1 protein-coding gene is annotated in these 247 nt (G+C 48.6%); it reads left to right on the top strand.

The window, feature by feature from the left end; translation table 11 throughout:
* On the top strand, positions 1-247 hold a 247-nt coding region (locus tag E0D98_RS27190; protein WP_131891739.1), incomplete at both ends, for a DUF4113 domain-containing protein.

Here is a 247-nt window from a genome sequence, read left to right as displayed (position 1 = left end):
TTAAACCATGTCTGGCGTGAAGGGTACCGCTATATGAAGGCAGGAGTCATGCTGGCTGATTTCACACCATCGGGTATAGCGCAGCCGGGATTATTTGATGAAATCCAGCCCCGTAAAAACAGTGAAAAGTTAATGAAAACACTCGATGAACTGAACCAGTCGGGAAAAGGGAAAGTGTGGTTTGCGGGGCGAGGAACCGCCCCTGAATGGCAAATGAAACGGGAAATGCTCTCGCCTTCGTATACAA

Source organism: Escherichia sp. KCJ4928 (assembly GCF_004352695.1).
In the GTDB taxonomy this organism is placed as follows: Bacteria; Pseudomonadota; Gammaproteobacteria; order Enterobacterales; family Enterobacteriaceae; genus ECMA0423.
The sequence above is the reverse complement of the archived record's forward strand: the minus strand, read 5'-3'. Positions and strand labels throughout refer to the sequence as shown.